This is a genomic window from Xanthomonas codiaei (assembly GCF_002939785.1).
GTDB classification, from domain to species: Bacteria; Pseudomonadota; Gammaproteobacteria; order Xanthomonadales; family Xanthomonadaceae; genus Xanthomonas; species Xanthomonas codiaei.
Genome location: NZ_MDEC01000014.1, coordinates 93,424 through 109,203, shown reverse-complemented (window position 1 = coordinate 109,203; position 15,780 = coordinate 93,424). Strand labels below are relative to the sequence as shown.

General features: G+C 65.8%; 14 protein-coding genes. 3 read left to right on the top strand and 11 right to left on the bottom strand.

What is annotated here, in order from left to right; all coding sequences use genetic code 11:
• Positions 1-54: 54 nt before the first annotated feature.
• The 8 genes from XcodCFBP4690_RS11915 to ndk form a co-directional block, all read right to left on the bottom strand.
• Positions 55-1,275, bottom strand: a complete 1,221-nt coding sequence (locus XcodCFBP4690_RS11915; protein ID WP_104541135.1) for a molybdopterin molybdotransferase MoeA — start codon at positions 1,273-1,275, stop codon at positions 55-57.
• Between the two features lie 153 nt (positions 1,276-1,428).
• The gene (der, locus tag XcodCFBP4690_RS11910) at positions 1,429-2,826 is read right to left on the bottom strand and encodes a ribosome biogenesis GTPase Der (RefSeq protein WP_104541134.1); all 1,398 of its coding nucleotides are present in this window, start codon (positions 2,824-2,826) and stop codon (positions 1,429-1,431) included.
• Between the two features lie 10 nt (positions 2,827-2,836).
• On the bottom strand, positions 2,837-4,054 hold the full coding sequence (gene bamB / locus XcodCFBP4690_RS11905; protein WP_167394584.1) for an outer membrane protein assembly factor BamB: 1,218 nt from the start codon (positions 4,052-4,054) through the stop codon (positions 2,837-2,839).
• Entirely contained in the window at positions 4,054-4,692 is a 639-nt protein-coding gene (locus XcodCFBP4690_RS11900; RefSeq protein ID WP_064510836.1) for a YfgM family protein, read from the bottom strand. Before XcodCFBP4690_RS11900 ends, bamB begins: the two co-directional genes overlap by 1 nt.
• 70 nt (positions 4,693-4,762) lie before the next feature.
• Positions 4,763-5,605 (bottom strand): RodZ domain-containing protein, encoded by an 843-nt coding sequence (locus XcodCFBP4690_RS11895; protein WP_104541132.1) that lies wholly within the window; start codon positions 5,603-5,605, stop codon positions 4,763-4,765.
• Positions 5,602-6,390: a type IV pilus biogenesis/stability protein PilW gene (gene pilW, locus XcodCFBP4690_RS11890; RefSeq protein WP_104541131.1), complete on the bottom strand. Its 789-nt coding sequence runs from the start codon at positions 6,388-6,390 to the stop codon at positions 5,602-5,604. Before pilW ends, XcodCFBP4690_RS11895 begins: the two co-directional genes overlap by 4 nt.
• Before the next feature lie 10 nt (positions 6,391-6,400).
• On the bottom strand, positions 6,401-7,606 hold the full coding sequence (gene rlmN, locus XcodCFBP4690_RS11885) for a dual-specificity RNA methyltransferase RlmN (protein WP_104541152.1): 1,206 nt from the start codon (positions 7,604-7,606) through the stop codon (positions 6,401-6,403).
• A gap of 18 nt (positions 7,607-7,624) precedes the next feature.
• The gene (gene ndk / locus XcodCFBP4690_RS11880) at positions 7,625-8,050 is read right to left on the bottom strand and encodes a nucleoside-diphosphate kinase (RefSeq protein WP_002812972.1); all 426 of its coding nucleotides are present in this window, start codon (positions 8,048-8,050) and stop codon (positions 7,625-7,627) included.
• Positions 8,051-8,268: 218 nt separating this feature from the next.
• Here ndk and XcodCFBP4690_RS11875 point away from each other — a divergent pair, with 218 nt between their 5' ends.
• The 3 genes from XcodCFBP4690_RS11875 to XcodCFBP4690_RS11865 all read left to right on the top strand — a co-directional run bounded on the left by XcodCFBP4690_RS11875 (position 8,269) and on the right by XcodCFBP4690_RS11865 (position 12,667).
• Positions 8,269-8,901 (top strand): TetR/AcrR family transcriptional regulator, encoded by a 633-nt coding sequence (locus tag XcodCFBP4690_RS11875; RefSeq protein ID WP_104541130.1) that lies wholly within the window; start codon positions 8,269-8,271, stop codon positions 8,899-8,901.
• Positions 8,902-8,926: 25 nt separating this feature from the next.
• Positions 8,927-11,299, top strand: a complete 2,373-nt coding sequence (locus XcodCFBP4690_RS11870; RefSeq protein WP_104541129.1) for a 3-hydroxyacyl-CoA dehydrogenase/enoyl-CoA hydratase family protein — start codon at positions 8,927-8,929, stop codon at positions 11,297-11,299.
• Between the two features lie 162 nt (positions 11,300-11,461).
• Positions 11,462-12,667 (top strand): acetyl-CoA C-acyltransferase, encoded by a 1,206-nt coding sequence (locus tag XcodCFBP4690_RS11865; RefSeq protein WP_104541128.1) that lies wholly within the window; start codon positions 11,462-11,464, stop codon positions 12,665-12,667.
• A 351-nt stretch (positions 12,668-13,018) separates the two neighbouring features.
• Here XcodCFBP4690_RS11865 and crcB read toward each other — a convergent pair whose 3' ends face one another.
• The 3 genes from crcB to lolA all read right to left on the bottom strand — a co-directional run bounded on the left by crcB (position 13,019) and on the right by lolA (position 15,679).
• Complete coding sequence (gene crcB, locus XcodCFBP4690_RS11860; protein WP_104541151.1) at positions 13,019-13,420, bottom strand: fluoride efflux transporter CrcB; 402 nt, start codon at positions 13,418-13,420, stop codon at positions 13,019-13,021.
• Between the two features lie 181 nt (positions 13,421-13,601).
• Positions 13,602-14,891, bottom strand: coding sequence for a replication-associated recombination protein A (locus tag XcodCFBP4690_RS11855; RefSeq protein ID WP_410049637.1), 1,290 nt, complete (start codon positions 14,889-14,891; stop codon positions 13,602-13,604).
• Between the two features lie 158 nt (positions 14,892-15,049).
• Positions 15,050-15,679 carry an outer membrane lipoprotein periplasmic chaperone LolA gene (gene lolA / locus XcodCFBP4690_RS11850; RefSeq protein WP_104541126.1) on the bottom strand — a complete coding sequence of 210 codons (630 nt, stop codon included), beginning with the start codon at positions 15,677-15,679 and terminating at the stop codon, positions 15,050-15,052.
• Between the last annotated feature and the right edge of the window lie 101 nt (positions 15,680-15,780).

Sequence of the window (15,780 nt, the reverse complement as noted above, 5' to 3'; positions counted from 1 at the left end):
CTGCGCGGATCGTGCACATCGGCGCCGCATGGAGTCACACCGATCCGCACGCGCCTACAGCGCGTAAGGAATCACCCGTACGATCTCGCCGGCTTCGAAACGACGCGCCTGCTCCGGCAGCACGATCAGCGCGTTGCTCTCGGCAGCGCCACGCAGCAGATGCGAGGCATCGCCACGATGCGGCAGCGCGCTCAGGCGTCCATCGGCGCCGCACTCCAGCCGCCCGCGCAGGAACTCCAGCCGTTCATGCCGCTTCTCCCAAGGACTGGCCAACGCGGCATTCCACAGCGGCCGCGGCTCGCTGCGGCCCTGCAGGCCATCCAGCAACGGCACGCCATAGGCGATCAGCGTCGCCAGCACCGAGACCGGATTGCCTGGCAGCCCCAATATCACGCAGCGGCCGATCTGCCCCAGCACCGCCGGCATGCCCGGGCGCATGCGTACGCGCCAGAAATGGATCTGGCCCAGTTCGCCGATCAGCCGCGGCAGATAATCCTTTTCGCCCGCGGACACGCCGCCACAGGTAATCACCACATCGAACGCCGCCGCTGCATCTTCCAGCATGGTACGGATGCGCTGCGGATCGTCCGGCAACGTCGGCCACGCGGTGGGCGCATAGCCCAGCGCCCGCAGCTGCGCCATCAGCATGTCGCGATTGCTGTTGTAGATCTGTCCGGGGCCCAGCGGCACGCCCGGCTCCACCAGCTCGTCGCCGGTGGCCAGCACCGCGATGGTGGGCCGCGGCGCCACCGCCAGCCGCGAGACCCCGAGCGCCGCCGCCAGCCCGATGCGGGCCGGAGTCAGCACCTGCCCGGCCTGGATCACCAGATCGCCGGCACGCACATCGCTGCCAGCCAGGCGCACCGAGGCACCCGCGCCAGGCGCAGTACGAATGAGCACCAGTCCATCGCGCTCTTCGGTGTCTTCCTTGGGCACCACGGTGTCGGCACCGGCGGGCAGCGGCGCGCCGGTAGTGATGCGCAGGCATTGCCCTGGACCCAGCGTGCCGTCCCAGCGTTCGCCGGCAAACTGCTCGCCGATTAATTGCAGGCGGGTTTGCCCATCCACCAGATCGACGTGGCGCAGCGCAAAGCCGTCCATCGCACTATTGGCGAACGGTGGCAGCGCCAGCGGGGCAATCAGATCGCCGGCACAGATGCGCCCATCGGCACGCGCGGTGGCGATGGTTTCGTCCGGCGGACGGTTGGCGCCCGCTACGGCATGCAGGATCTGCAGCGCCTGCGCGTAGGCAATACGGGTGGGATAGTCGTTCATGCCGCGAAGGATACCAGCGCCTCGCGAAAGGCCCGCGCCCATCGCCCAAGCGGAACAGCAGGCCCTGCTGTCTGGCGCACGGCACGCAGCGGCTCAGGCGCGGCTGCATGCGTCGTCGACATCACGCCACGCATGCGCTAGGTGGTAACGGTCTTACTTGCCCTTGACGTGCCGCATCAGGCGCCGCTTGCGCGCCACCTGGCGGTCGGTCAGCGGGTTCTTCTTGCCTTCGTACGGATTGGCACCTTCGCGGAAAATGAAACGCACCGGCGTGCCGACCAGCTTGAAACGCTTGCGGAAAAAGTTTTCCAGATAGCGCTTGTACGACTCCGGCAACACCTTCAGCCGCGTGCCATGCACGATGAAGGTTGGTGGGTTCGCACCGCCCGGATGCACGTAGCGCAGCTTGGAGACGTGGCCGCGGATGCTCGGCGGCGGATTGGTCTCGTAGGCGATTTCCAGCGCCTGGTTCACTTCGCTGGTGCTGAATTCGTGCGTGGCCGAGGCGTGCGCGCGATGGATGGCCTGGAACAGCTCGCGCATGCCCGAGCCATGCAACGCGGAGATCCGCACCGCCTCGGCCCAGTTCACGAAGCCCAGCTTGCGCGACAGCAGGTCTTCGGCCTGTGCCCGCTGGTAGTCGCTCTGGCCGTCCCACTTGTTGATCGCCACCACCAGCGCACGACCGGCATCCAGGATCGCACCGAGGATCGTCGCGTCCTGATCGGTCACGCCTTCGGTGGCATCGAGCATCAGCACCGCGACCTGGCATTGCTCGATCGCCTGCAGCGTCTTGAACGCGCTGAACTTCTCCACCGCCTCTTCCACCTTGCCGCGACGGCGCAGGCCGGCGGTATCGATCAGGCGGTATTGGCGATTGTCGCGTTCCAGGTCCACCGCGATCGAATCGCGGGTGGTGCCCGGCACTTCGGAGGCGATCATGCGCTCCTCGCCCAGCAACCGGTTGACCAGTGTGGACTTGCCCACGTTCGGCCGCCCTACGAAGGCAATGCGCACGCGCGCCGGGTCGTTGTCCAGCAGCTCGCCCGATCCTTCTTCCGGCAGGCGCGCGCCGACTTCGTCGAGCAACTCGTCGATCCCCTGCCGATGCGCGGCAGACAGCGCCACCACATCGGAGAACCCGTAGCGCGCGAATTCCGAGCGCACGGTTTCTTCGTCGGTGCCATCGATCTTGTTGATCACCAGCACAGTGGGGCGCGCCAGTTTGCGCAACCAGGCCAGGATCTCGTCGTCCAGCGAGGACGCACCTTCGCGGCCATCGACCACGAACAACACCAGATCGGCTTCGCCGGCGGCGGCGCGCGCCTGACGCGCGGTGGCGCCGGCCAGGCCCTCTTCTTCGCCGGCGATACCGCCGGTATCGACGACGATGAAGGGTTGCTGCTCGTCGAGACGGCAGACACCGTAATTGCGGTCGCGGGTGACGCCAGGCTGGTCGTGGACCAGCGCGTCACGGGTGCGCGTCAGCGCATTGAAGATGGTGGACTTGCCGACATTGGGCCGTCCAACCAGGGCGACCAGGGGCAGCATCGCAAGGTCCTTATTGTGCCAACCGGAAGGCGGAGAAATCGCCGTCGGTATTTTGTACCAGCAGAATGCCATCGACGACCACCGGCTGCGCCAGCAGCGTGTCGCGTCCAGCGCGAGCGCGCGCGGCCAGTGCACCGTCGCTGAGCTTGAGCCAGTGCAGGTAGCCCTTGTAATCGCCGACCACGGCATAGTCGCCCTGGATGGCCACACCGGTGAGCGAGCGCCGCGCCAGGGCAGCCTGCGACCACATCGCCGCACCGCTGCTCTTGTCCAGGCCCCACACCGAACCGGCATTGTCGGACACCACCACCACGGCCGACGACACACCAACGCCACCGGCGCCGCCGTGATCGCGCGTCCACAGCGGACGGCCGCTTGGGCCTTCCAACGCCAGGGTTTCGTTCTTGAAGCTTGTGGCGTACAGCGTGGTGCCATCGAGCACCGGCGCACCGTCCACGTCGGACATGCGCTCCAGCTCGGTCCGGCCTTCCGGCACGCCAATGGCCTGCTCCCACAACGGGCGGCCATCCTGCAGTGCCAGCGCGCTCAAGGTGCCGCTGTCGTTGCCCACGAACACCACGCCCGGGCCGGTCACGATCGGCGCATTGCCACGCACCGACAAGGTCGGGCCTTCCTCGGAGTGGAACCAGCGACGCTCGCCGGTGGCGGCATCGAACGCGGTGACGCGGCCGTCGTTGCTGCGCACCAGCACCAGGTTCTGCGCGATCGCCGGTGCGGCGATCACTTCATTGGGCACCTTGGCGCGCCACTTTTCGGTACCGTCGGCCTGGTTCAGGGCAATCACATCGCCGGACAGGCTACCGATCACCACCAGCCCTTCGCCGACCCCGGGGCCGCCGGACAGGCGCTGCTTGAACTTGCGATCGTTGCGCTCTTCCTTCTTGGGCTCGTATTCCCACACGCGCTTGCCGGTCTGCAGGTCGAGCGCCTGCACGCCACCGGCGATCGCCGCGGCATAGACCTTGCCATCGGCCACGGCCGGGCGCTGACGCACACCGATATGTCCCTCGCCCTTGCCCACGCCGGTGGACCAGATCTTGTCGACCTTGACCGAGGGTTCGAACTTCACCAGCTCGGCCGGTTCCTGCGCCTTCTTGGCAGCAGCGTCCTTTCCGGCAAACCAGCCCTTGACGGTGCTGCAACCAGCCAGCGACAGACCCATCACGGCAACCAATGCAACGCGCTTGTACATATCAACCTGCTTCATCAAATCTGCTCCGCCGGATCGGGCACCTTGCCGCCCACATCCATCAGCTTGGTTTCCAGCAAGCGGCGTTGCGGCGAGGCCACATCCACCGTAGGCAGTGCCCGGGTATACAGCGCACGCGCCTCATCGGGCTTGCCCTGCGCGACCAGTGCATCGCCGCGGATTTCCAGGCTGGCATGGTCCTGCGCATCGGCCAGCAGCTTGATCGCTTCGTCCGGCTTGCCGCTTTCGATCAGCACGCGCGCCAGGCGCTGCTGCACGATCTGCTTGAGCTCGCCTTCGGCGGGTACGTCACGCAAGGTCTTGATCGCTTCGGCGTTCTTGCCGGCGTCGACCTGGGCCTTGGCCAGACGCAGCGCCGCAAGCTCGGCGTAGATGCCGCCCTTGCCGTCGTCCAGCGCCACGATGTCCTTGGCGGCCTTGTCCAGGTTCTTGGCCTGGATCGACTTCACCACCGCCTCGTAACGGGCGTTGGCCTCAACCAGTTCGGTATTGGTGCGCTTCTGCCACCACTGCCAGCCCAGGATCAGTGCCAGACCGAGCAGGACGCCGCCTACCAGCCCCGCACCATTCTTTCTCAACCAGGAACGAACGCGTTCGCCTTGTTCGTGTTCGTCCAGCAGATCGTCGATCGCCATGCGTACTCTCGCTCCGTCATCCCGGAGGCGCGGAACATCAAAAGGGAAAAATGAAAAACCGCAGTCCGCTTCACTCGGAAGCAGGCACCACGGAGCCGTCGGAGGATACCGCAAAACGTGCCACGTTAGCGCGCTGGAACGGTTTCACATCGACGATACTGCCGCCTTGCTGAACCTCTACCGCCGATGCGTTGCCCAGCACGACGCGGCCCACCTGGCCCGGCGAATAGCTGCGACGTTCGCCGGCGCGAATCAGCGCCTTCTCCACCGGGCTGCCATCCGGCGCCAGGATCTGTACCCAGCTGTCTCCACTGAAACTCAGCGACAAGCTGCCGCCATCGGCGGGCGCTGGCGTCTCGCTGGCCGGGGTCGCGCGCGGCACCGGGGTCATCGAGGCGATATACGGTGTCGGTTGCTCGCGCGGCGCGGTGGCAGGCTGGGCCGGGGCGGTGGGCTTGGCGGCCACCGGCATGCTGTCCAGCGACACGGTGCTCGGCGGCTTGCCGTCCAGGTGCGAGCGGGTCGCATACCAGACCGGCACCGCGAATACGCCGGTGATCACGACATACATCGCCTTGCGCGCAGTACTTTCGAAGATGCGGCGCGCACGCGGCGTATGGGTATGGCTGACCAGCTTGACCGGTTCGACCGGCGCGATGGTGGCCTGCTGCAACAGCGGCTCCAGGTCGACCTGCAGCAGGCGCGCATAGCTGCGCAACTGCCCGCGCACGAACACCGGCGCGCCCAGACGCTGCCAGTCTTCCTGCTCCAGCGAACGCACCACGTGGGCCGGCATGCGCAGCTTGGCCGCCACATCGTCCACATTCAGACCTGCCGCCTCGCGGGCGTCGCGCAAATGCTGTCCGCAGCCCTTTTCCTGCTCGAAAGGGTTCGGATTGGAATCACTGATCACAATGCATTGGCCCCGGGATTAGCGGTCGCTGCGTCAGGAAATTCCTTGACCAACCGCTGTTGGTAACGGCCGGCAGCTACCTTGTCGCCCAGCCCTTGCTCAATCTGAATGGCGAGTTGTAACACGGAAGCCGTTGCCGGTGCAGCCGCAAGCCGCCGTTCGATAAAGGCACGCGCTTCGAAAAAATTGCGACGCCCCGCCTCCAGACGCGCCATCGATTCCAGCGCATAAGGATTGTTCGGGTCCAATTCGAGCGCCTTGCGCAGGTCGCTCGTCGCCCGCTCGGACTGGCCAGCCTTGAGCGCACACCCCCCGGCATTACCGAGTGCAGACGCGGGCGATGCGTAGGTTCTGTCGGTCAATGCCCGATCAAACCACAGCAGCGATTCGGCAGGCGAGCCGTTGGCGCACAGCCAGGCACCGTAGTTATTCAGCACATCGCCACGCTGGGGAGCCAGCTCGGCGGCGCGGCGGTACGATGCACCCGATCCGGTCACATCGCCCCTGGCGCCCTGGATCAGGGCCAGCATGCCGATGGCATCCACCGACTGCAAATCCTTCTTCAACGCCGCACGCACCTGCTCTTCGGCACCGGCGTAGTCGCCGGTCTGCAGCCGGTTGCGAGCCAGGCCCAACTTCTCCTGGATGGCAAGACGATTCTTGGTGGCCTTGTCGTCGCGGAACGAGTACACCGGCGCGACCTCTTCCACACTCTTGGCCGAACCGGCCTTGGCATTGCGCCCGCCGCAGCCGACCGCGCACAGCGCGATCGCCACGGCGGCCATTAACGCGAGTTCACGCTGCCGCATCTCGATCGGCCTGCCCTTCCAATGTGCGGCGGAACTCCGCCTGGCGACGGGTGCGATCCATGACCTGGCCCTTGAGCTGCCCGCAGGCTGCATCGATGTCGTCGCCGCGGGTACGGCGCACCATCGTCAGCACCTGCGCGTCGAGCAGGATCTTCTGGAATGCACGGATCTCGGTCTCGCCGGAACGCTCGTAGCGCGTGCCGGGGAACGGGTTGAACGGAATCAGGTTGACCTTGCCGGCGTCCTTGGACTGCACCGCATTGTCGAACTGGCGCATCAGCCTGGCCAGCTGGCGCGCATGCTCCGGCTGGTCGTTGACGCCCTTCATCAAGGTGTATTCGAAGGTCACCGAATCGCGCTTCTTGCTGCCACGCAGGTAGCGGGCGCAGGACTCCATCAACTCGGCGATCGGATACTTCTTGTTCAGCGGCACCAGGCTCTCGCGCAAGGTGTCGTTGGCAGCATGCAGCGACACCGCCAGCGAGACATCGCTCTCGGTGGACAGCCGGTCGATCATCGGCACCAGGCCCGAGGTCGACAGCGTCACCCGCTTGCTGGCCAGGCCGTAGCCCAGGTCGTCGCGCATCACGCTCATCGCGCGCACGACGTTGTCGAAATTCATCAACGGCTCGCCCATGCCCATCATCACCACGTTGGTGAGACGGCGTTGCTGGTGCGGCACGTTGCCCAGATGGCGCGCCGCCACCCACACCTGCCCGATGATCTCGGCGGTGGTCAGGTTGCGGTTGAAGCCCTGGGTGGCGGTCGAACAGAAAGTGCAGTTCAGACCGCAACCGACCTGGGAGGACACGCACAGCGTGCCGCGGCCCTTGTCGGGGATATAGACCGTCTCGATCGCATTCTTGCCGTCGGTGCCCATGGCCAGCAGCCATTTATGGGTGCCGTCGGCGGAGGGCTTGTCGAAGACGACATTCGGGACCAGCACCTCGGCATGCTGGTGCAGCTTTGCACGCAGCGCCTTGCCGAGGTCGGTCATTTGGTCGAAATCGGTGACATAGCGGTGGTGGATCCACTTCATCACCTGGTGGGCACGGTAGCGCGCTTCGCCGAGGGTCTCGGCGAAGAAACGCTCCAGTCCCTCGCGATCGAGGTCGAGCAGGTTCTGCTTGCGCACCGGCGCTGCGGGGACGGGGACGTCCTGCAACACGGAGGGGATCACGACCTCATTCACGATTCGACTCACTCGGCCTCAGCGCGAGACCACTTCCGTAGCGGCAAAGAAATACGCGACCTCGTTGGCTGCGTTCTCAACCGAATCCGAACCGTGGGCGGCATTGGCATCGATCGAATCGGCGAAGTCGGCGCGGATGGTGCCCGGCGCAGCGTCCTTGGGATTGGTCGCGCCCAGCAGGTCGCGGTGCGCGGCAACGGCGTTCTCGCCTTCCAGCGCCTGGATCATCACCGGGCCGGAGATCATGAACTCGACCAGCGCGTTGAAGAACGGACGCTCGCGGTGCACGGCGTAGAAACCTTCGGCCTCACGACGCGACAGCTGCTTGTACTTGGCGGCAACGACCTTCAGGCCGGCCTTCTCGAAACGGCTGTAGATTTCGCCGATGACGTTCTTGGCGACCGCGTCGGGCTTGATGATGGAAAGGGTGCGCTCCAGCGCCATGGGGAGTTCTCCGTTGGGCGGGCCACTGAAGGCCCGAGGTTATCATGAAAAAAACCCGCGTCAAAACGCGGGCTTAGGCTTCTTTGCGATGGTCAATTCTATCTCGTCGGGCATTTGTTTGCATACCGCCCCCTGAATCGTGCTGCAGCGCCGCATGACCGGGGCACGATTCTGGCCGTAGACTCAAACAATCGTTTGATTGAGCCTGATCCGGACGCATGCCCAAGCCAGCCCACTTCTCCACCAAGGACCGCATTCTCGGTGCGGCCGAGGAGCTGTTCGCCCAGCATGGTTTTGCCGGCACCTCGCTGCGCCAGCTCACCACCCAGGCCGACGTCAACATCGCCGCAGTCAATTACCACTTCGGCTCCAAGGAAAACCTGGTCAACGAGGTGTTCCGCCGGCGCATGGACGAGATGACCGCCGCACGGCTGCAGCAGCTGGAAGCGGCGAGGAGGTCGCGCCCCGGCGAACTCACCGCGGTACTGGCGGCGTTCGTCGAGCCGGCGCTGGCGATGGCGCAGGACCGCCAGAACGGCGGCGCCTTCGTGCGCGTGATCGCCCGCGCCTACGCGGAAAAGAACGACAACCTGCGCAAGTTCCTGTCCGACCACTACGGCCACGTGCTGCGCGAATTCGGCAAGGCCATCGCCGCCTGCGTGCCAGGCCTGAGCAAGGAAGAGCTGTACTGGCGCCTGGACTTCCTGGCCGGTGCGCTGACCTATGCCATGGCCGATTTCGGGCTGATCAAACGCCCGGCCGGCGTCAGCGAGGCCGAGCATCGCGCCCGCGCGGCGCGCGAACTCATTCATTTCGCGGAACCCGGTTTCCGCGCTCATTCCACACCGTAAACGTTCCACCAAGAGGCCAATCGCTATGTCCAATCCGTTGCTAGTCCGTCGCGCCGCCGTGCTCGGTGCCGGCGTCATGGGCGCGCAGATCGCCGCCCACCTCACCAATGCCGGTGTCGACACCGTGTTGTTCGACCTGCCTGCCAAGGATGGTCCGGCCGACGGCATCGTGCTCAAGGCCATCGCCAACCTGGGCAAGCTCAGCCCTGCCCCGTTGGCCAGCAAGGCGTTGGCCGAGGCGATCACGCCTGCCAATTACGAGAGCGGCCTGGAGCAGCTGCGCGATTGCGACCTGATCATCGAGGCGATCGCCGAGCGGATGGACTGGAAGCAGGACCTGTACAAGAAAATCGCGCCGTTCGTTTCCGAGCATGCGGTGCTGGCCTCCAACACCTCCGGCCTGGGCATCAACAAGCTGTCCGACGTGCTGCCCGAGCAGCTGCGCCACCGCTTTTGCGGCGTGCACTTCTTCAACCCGCCGCGCTACATGCACCTGGCCGAGCTGATCCCGGCCAAGGGCACCGACAAGGCCGTGCTGGAGGGGCTGGAAGCGTTCCTGGTCACCACCCTGGGCAAGGGCGTGGTGTATGCGAAGGACACCCCGAATTTCATCGGCAACCGCATCGGCGTGTTCTCGATCCTGTCCACCATCCACCACACGCAGGCATTCGGCCTGGGCTTCGATGAAGTGGACGGCCTGACCGGCCCGCTGGTTGGCCGCCCGAAGTCGGCGACCTACCGCACCTCGGACGTAGTCGGCCTGGACACCATGGCGCACGTGATCAAGACCATGGGCGACACCCTGCCGGACGACCCGTGGCACCAGTATTTCAAGGCGCCGAAGTGGCTGGACGCGTTGATCGCCAAGGGCGCGCTGGGCCAGAAGGTCGGCGCCGGCATCTTCCGCAAGGTCGGCAAGGACATCGTGGTGCTGGACCTGGAGAAGCAGGACTACCGTCCGGCTGACCGGGCCGCTGCGCCGGACGTGGTCGAGATCCTCAAGATCAAGAACCCGGCCGAGAAGTTCGCCAAGCTGCGCGAAAGCCAGCACCCGCAGGCGCAGTTCCTATGGGCCACCTTCCGCGACCTGTTCCACTACAGCGCCTACCACCTGGCCGACATCGCCGAGACCGCGCGCGATGTGGACCTGGCGATCCGCTGGGGCTACGGCTGGTCGCTGGGCCCGTTCGAAACCTGGCAGGCCGCCGGCTGGAAGCAGGTGGCGCAGTGGATCGCCGAAGACATTTCCAACGGCAAGAGCATGAGCAGCGCGCCGCTGCCGAACTGGGTATTCGATGGTCGCGACGGCGTGCATGGCGCCGAAGGCTCGTACAGCCCGGCACGCGACGCCAAGCTGCCGCGCTCGGCGCTGCCGGTGTACAAGCGTCAGCGCTTCCCCGATCCGCTGCTGGGCGAGAAGTTCTCGCCGGGCGAGACCGTGTTCGAGAATGACGGCGTGCGCATGTGGCACGACGGCGACGACATTGCTGTGGTCAGCTTCAAGACCAAGATGAACACCGTCTCGGATCACGTGCTCAATGGCCTGCAGGAAATGGTGGGCCGTGCCGAGAAGGACTTCGCCGGGCTGGTGATCTGGCAGCAGAAGGAGCCCTTCTCTGCCGGTGCCGATCTGTCCGGTGCGCTGGGCCTGCTGCAGGCCGGCAAGTTCGATGCGTTCGAAGCGCTGGTCGCCAACTTCCAGGCCACTAGCCAGCGCATCAAGTATTCGCAGGTGCCGGTGATCTCGGCGGTGCGCGGCCTGGCGCTGGGCGGCGGCTGCGAATTCCAGATGCATAGCGCCAAGACCGTGGCCTCGCTGGAGAGCTATATCGGCCTGGTGGAAGCCGGTGTCGGCCTGCTGCCGGCCGGTGGCGGCCTGAAGGAAATCGCCGTGCGCGCTTCGGTGGCGGCGGGTCCGGGCGGCGACGTGTTCGCCGAACTGAAGAAGACCTTCGAAACCGTGGCCATGGCCAAGGTCTCCAATTCGGCAGTCAATGCGCAGGAGCTGGGCCTGCTGCGCGCCACCGACAAGATCGTCTTCAACAGCTACGAGGCCCTGCATATCGCCAAGGCCGAGGCGCGCGCGCTTGCCGAAGGCGGCTACCGCGCCCCGCTGCCGGCACGCCGCATCCAGGTGGCCGGCGACGTCGGCATCGCCACCTTCAAGATGCTGCTGGTCAACATGCTGGAAGGCCGTTTCATCAGCGAGTACGACTACGAGATCGCCAGCCGCATCGCCACGGTGGTCTGCGGCGGCGAAGTCGATCGCGGTGCGCTGGTGGACGAAGAGTGGCTGCTCAAGCTCGAGCGCAAGCACTTCGTCGAACTGGCCCAGCAGGAAAAGACCCAGGCGCGGATTGGGCACATGCTCAAGACGGGTAAGCCGTTGAGGAACTGAGATTCGGGATTGGGGATTGGGGATTCGTAACAGCGGGTCCCAAGCCCTCCACGATTCTCGCTTTCACCAAATTCATCCGCCGGGCAGGAACATTCGGGCACGCGAATTCGCTTTGACGAATCCCCAATCCCGAATCCCAAATCCCGGCTATCGGAGATAGCCATGAGCAAGCAGATTCAAGAAGCCTACATCGTCGCCGCCACCCGTACCCCGGTGGGCAAGGCGCCTAAGGGCGTGTTCCGCAATACCCGTCCCGACGACATGCTGGCGCACGTGTTGCGCGCCGTGGTTGCACAGGCACCGGGCATCGACACTTCGCGCATCGACGACGCCATCATCGGTTGTGCGATGCCCGAGGGCGAGCAAGGCATGAACGTGGCGCGCATCGGCGTGCTGCTGGCCGGCCTGCCCAATTCGGTGGCTGGCCAGACCATCAACCGCTTCTGCTCGTCCGGCATCCAGGCCGTGGCGATGGCGGCCGACCAGATCCGTCTGGGCAATGCCGATCTGATGCTGGCCGGCGGTACCGAGTCGATGTCGATGGTGCCGATGATGGGCAACAAGGTCGCGATGTCGCCGAGCGTGTTCGCCGACGACCATGTGGCCATTGCCTATGGCATGGGCATCACCGCCGAGAAGGTGGCCGAAGAATGGAAGGTCTCGCGCGAGGATCAGGATGCATTCGCGCTGGCCTCGCACCAGAAGGCCATCGCCGCGATCGCCGCCGGCGAGTTCCGCGACGAGATCACCCCGTACGAAATCCACTCGCACCAGCCCGACCTGGCCGGCAATGTCATCGCCCTGCGCAAGCGCCTGGTCGACACCGACGAAGGCCCGCGCCCGGACAGCTCGCTGGAAGGCCTGGCCAAGCTGCGGCCGGTGTTCCGTAACGGCCAGTTCGGCGGCAGCGTCACCGCCGGCAACTCCTCGCAGATGAGCGATGGCGCCGGTGCGGTACTGCTGGCCTCCGAGCAGGCGATCAAGGATTACGGCCTGACCCCGCTGGCCCGTTTCGTCAGCTTCTCGGTGGCAGGCGTGCGCCCGGAAGTGATGGGCATCGGCCCGATCGCGGCCATTCCCAAGGCGCTCAAGCAGGCCGGCCTGACCAAGGACCAGCTCGACTGGATCGAGCTCAACGAAGCCTTCGCCGCACAGGCGTTGGCGGTGATCCGCGACAGCGAACTGGACCCGTCCCAGGTCAACCCACTGGGCGGCGCGATCGCACTGGGCCACCCGCTGGGCGCCACCGGCGCGATCCGTGCCGCCACCCTGGTGCACGGCCTGCGCCGCCGCCAGCAGAAGTACGGCATGGTCACCATGTGCATCGGCACCGGCATGGGCGCTGCCGGCATCATCGAAGCGCTGTAAGCCGCGCGTCGCGGGCTCGGCGACCACGCCGAGCCCGTCATGCCGATCGGATGGTCGACGAAGGCGTGCGCAAGCAGGCCTTCGTTCTGTCGATGCTGACCAACGTCACGCCTCGTGCCGCACCGATAACACCACCGTGCCTTGCAACCAGAGCTGCCGCTCGCACGCCGGCGATGGCTTCATCATATTGCTGTGGTTGCAGACAGCGCATCAGACCGACATGTCGAGGTCATTGCCGCGCTGACAGGGGATGGGCCAGACCACACGCGGCCCGCGCACCGGCCGCCGCAAACCACTGCTGCATGCAGCGCGGCCTCGCGCTACCGGCGCGACGCCATTACAGGCCGCAGCTTAGCGCGCAACCAGCCATTGCCCGGCGCGCGCACCGGCAAACACCAAGGCCAGCCCGGCCATCAGCGTCACTGCCAGATAGAGCCCGATCATCGTGCTGCGATCGCTGCGCGCAAAGACCAGGCATTCCATCATCAACGACGAGAACGTCGTCAGCCCACCCAGCACCCCGACGATCAGCAGCGCCCGCAGCGGCCAGCTCGACGGGCCGCGCGCCTCCAGCCACACCAGCAGCACGCCGGCGAAGAACGAGCCGACCAGGTTCACGGTCAAGGTTCCCCACGGAAACCCGGCGCCGAAGCGCTGCAGCAGCGATGTACCGATCGCAAAGCGCAGGCCGGAGCCGAGCGCACCGCCGGTCATCGCCAACAACAATTGCTGCCACCACACCGGGGCGCTCATGCGCGCACTACCCAACCGGCCGGCGGGGTGTTCGAAACAATCGCCTGCAGCATCGGCATCGTCATCCTCGGTAGAAAACGCAGCTGGGGCATAGAACTGCCGCCACGGCGTGGCAGTGACAGGCATCAGTTGCGTATGCGCGCGCACGGCCAAAGAAGCAAGCCCACCTTTGCCCCAGCGATTATGCGGTGGGCTTGCGCGCCTTGTCAGCCCGCGCCTGTGCCCGCGCCTCGCGCAAGCGGTCGAGCTTTTCCTTGAGCTTGATCTCCAGCCCGCGCGGCACCGGGTTGTAATAGACCTGCTCGCCCATCGCGTCCGGGAAGCCGGTCTGGTCCAGTGCAATGCCACCTTCGGCGTCATGGTCGTACTGGTAATCCTGGCCGTAGCCGAGCGTCTTCATCAGCTTGGTCGGCGCATTGCGCAAGTGCAGCGGAACTTCCTGGGTACCGGTAGCGCGCACGTCGGCCTTGGCCTGGTTGAAGGCGGCATAGCCGGCGTTCGACTTGGCGGTGCTGGCCAGGTACAGCACCAGTTGCGCAAAGGCCAGCTCGCCTTCCGGACTGCCCAGACGCTCGTAGATGTCCCAGGCTTCCAGCGCCATGCTTTGCGCGCGCGGATCGGCCAGGCCGATATCCTCGATCGCCATGCGGGTCAGCCGCCGTGCCAGATAGGCCGGATCGCACCCGCCGTCGAGCATGCGGGTGAGCCAGTACAGCGCCGCATCCGGGTTGGAGCTGCGCACGGACTTGTGCAGGGCCGAGATCTGGTCGTAGAACTGCTCGCCGTTCTTGTCGAAACGGCGGGTGCGGTCGGCCAGTACCTGCAGCAGGGTCTGCGGCGTGATCTCCCCACCCTCTCCCGCGGCCAGCTCGGCGGCGATCTCCAGCAGCGTCAACGCGCGACGCACATCGCCGTCGGCAGCACCGGCGATCTCCAGCAAGGACGCCTCCGAGACCCGGATGCTTTCCTGCCCCAATCCGCGCACGGGATCGTGCAGGGCGCGCTGCAGCGCTTCGACGATGTCCTGTGGCGATACCGATTCCAGCACGTGCACGCGACAACGCGACAGCAACGCGGAATTCAACTCGAACGAAGGATTCTCGGTGGTCGCGCCGACGAACAGGATGGTGCCGCGCTCGATATGCGGCAGGAAGGCATCCTGCTGCGCCTTGTTGAAGCGATGCACCTCATCGACGAACAACACCGTGCGCCGGCCGCCGGCAAAACGCTGCGCCGCTTCGGCCAGCACCTGGCGCACATCGGGCAATCCGGACAGCACTGCGGAAATCGCCTTGAATTCGGCATCGGCATACTGCGCGAGCAGCAGTGCCAGGGTGGTCTTGCCGCACCCGGGCGGGCCCCACAGGATCATCGAATGCACGCGGCCGGATTCCACAGCGCGACGCAGCGCACTGTCGGGCGTCAGCAGGCGCTTCTGACCCACCATCTCGTCCAGCGTGCGCGGACGCATGCGCTCGGCCAGCGGGCGCAGGTGATCGGCATCGGCGCTGAGCAGATCGGCTTCGGGAGCGATGGGGAGCTTGGTTCGTGCCACGCGGCATTGTATCGCGTCGTCGGCGACCCTCTGCGAAGAAGGCCGCTGGCTGCTTGCTTGCTACAAGCGACGGCTTATTGCGCGTCGCCCACCACATCCACGCCCTTGGCCGGCGTGTAGCGGAAGGTGTCTGCGGCGAAGGCAGGATTGCGCTTCCAGCCGCTGAAACTGATCGCGGTACGCTGCCCCACCGCGTCTACCACTTCCATCTTCGCCAGGCCGTCCTTGCCGAATCCCAGCGAGGCCATCTGGAAGCTCGCCTCGGTATCGACCTTGGGCGTCAACGACAACCACTGCAAGCCGTCGCGTGGCGCGGCCTCTTCACTGACGTCGTACTGCTTGTCCAGGCGCGCCGGATCGATCAACGCAACCAGCGGGCTGTTCTGCTCTTCGCTGCCCTGCGCGCGCACGGTCACCTGCTCCAGGTCCGGATCGAACACCCAGACCTTCTTGCCGTCGGCCACGATCAGCTGCTTGTAGGGCTTGGCGTACTCCCAGCGAAACTGGCGTGGCGCCGACAACGCCACCCGCCCACTAGAGCGCTCCTTGACCCGGCCGTTGGCATCGCTGACCTGCTGGCTGAACTGCCCGTCCAGGCCCTTCAGGCCACGGGTGAAGCTGTCCAGCTCCTGGCGCGCACCGGCGAAAGCGGTACTGGCGAACAGGGCGGTGGCAAGGACGGCATAACGGAGTTGGCGATGCATCGCGGTCTTCCAGAAAGGACTGGGTCAATTCTGAAGCTTCATAGATGAATGGGCGAGCGCTATCGCGCTGTCGCGTTCATCTGAGGCGTGTGCAGGTGCCG

Bases quoted from the DNA above. Each gene is read 5' to 3' on its own strand.
- pilW (WP_104541131.1), bottom strand. From the start codon at position 6,390: ATGGCCGCCGTGGCGATCGCGCTGTGCGCGGTCGGCTGCGGCGGGCGC.
- XcodCFBP4690_RS11875 (WP_104541130.1), top strand. From the start codon at position 8,269: ATGCCCAAGCCAGCCCACTTCTCCACCAAGGACCGCATTCTCGGTGCG.
- der (WP_104541134.1), bottom strand. From the start codon at position 2,826: ATGCTGCCCCTGGTCGCCCTGGTTGGACGGCCCAATGTCGGCAAGTCC.
- crcB (WP_104541151.1), bottom strand. From the start codon at position 13,420: ATGAGCGCCCCGGTGTGGTGGCAGCAATTGTTGTTGGCGATGACCGGC.
- XcodCFBP4690_RS11900 (WP_064510836.1), bottom strand. From the start codon at position 4,692: ATGGCGATCGACGATCTGCTGGACGAACACGAACAAGGCGAACGCGTT.
- XcodCFBP4690_RS11915 (WP_104541135.1), bottom strand. From the start codon at position 1,275: ATGAACGACTATCCCACCCGTATTGCCTACGCGCAGGCGCTGCAGATC.
- bamB (WP_167394584.1), bottom strand. From the start codon at position 4,054: ATGAAGCAGGTTGATATGTACAAGCGCGTTGCATTGGTTGCCGTGATG.
- lolA (WP_104541126.1), bottom strand. From the start codon at position 15,679: ATGCATCGCCAACTCCGTTATGCCGTCCTTGCCACCGCCCTGTTCGCC.
- XcodCFBP4690_RS11870 (WP_104541129.1), top strand. From the start codon at position 8,927: ATGTCCAATCCGTTGCTAGTCCGTCGCGCCGCCGTGCTCGGTGCCGGC.
- XcodCFBP4690_RS11865 (WP_104541128.1), top strand. From the start codon at position 11,462: ATGAGCAAGCAGATTCAAGAAGCCTACATCGTCGCCGCCACCCGTACC.
- ndk (WP_002812972.1), bottom strand. From the start codon at position 8,050: ATGGCGCTGGAGCGCACCCTTTCCATCATCAAGCCCGACGCGGTCGCC.
- XcodCFBP4690_RS11855 (WP_410049637.1), bottom strand. From the start codon at position 14,891: ATGCGTCCGCGCACGCTGGACGAGATGGTGGGTCAGAAGCGCCTGCTG.